Source organism: Bartonella sp. AA2SXKL, from assembly GCF_042197205.1.
In the GTDB taxonomy this organism is placed as follows: domain Bacteria; phylum Pseudomonadota; class Alphaproteobacteria; order Rhizobiales; family Rhizobiaceae; genus Bartonella.
The window spans coordinates 1-647 of the sequence record NZ_JBHIRN010000198.1 but is presented as its reverse complement, the minus strand read 5'-3'; the positions used below and the strand labels follow the sequence as shown (position 1 = coordinate 647).

The following is a 647-nucleotide window of genomic DNA, read 5'->3' as shown; positions in this document are numbered from 1 at the left end:
GAAAGTTGTGACAGAGCAATGATGGGAATATTGAGTTCTTTTGCAAGTGCTTTTAATCCGGTGGTAATGGCTGTAATTTCTTGAACGCGATTTTCTAATGAACGCTTTGAACCGCTTGTCATGAGTTGGATATAATCGATAATCAAGACATCTAGACCATGTTGTCGTTTAAGACGCCTTGCACGTGCGGCCAATTGTGCAAGGGATACACCCCCCGTTTGATCAATATAAAGAGGGATTGTTTGTAAGGAACGCATTGCGTAAATGATGTTGGTAAATTGCTCTTCTGAGATATTACCACGACGCATATCAGAAGAAGAAACCTTTATTTGTTCTGAGATAATACGAGTTGCAAGCTGTTCTGTTGACATCTCAAGTGAGAAGAAACCAACAATACCCCCTTCATTGGCTTGGCTGTTATCACGCTTACAAGCATTAGCAATATTAAAAGCAATATTGGTAGCAAGTGATGTTTTACCCATCCCAGGGCGTCCCGCAAGGATAATTAAATCAGATGCTTGTAATCCTCCCATTTTTTCATCAAGGGTTTTGATATGGGTAGCTATCCCAGAAAGCTGTGAGGAACGCTTTTTTGCAGCGCTTGCCATGTTAAGTGCTTTTGCAATGGCTGTATCAAAGTTTTCAAA

1 protein-coding gene is annotated in these 647 nt (G+C 40.6%); it reads right to left on the bottom strand.

The window, feature by feature from the left end; genetic code table 11:
- Positions 1 to 647: DnaB-like helicase C-terminal domain-containing protein (locus ACFINS_RS10670; RefSeq protein WP_375706260.1), on the bottom strand; the 647-nt coding region annotated here is incomplete at both ends.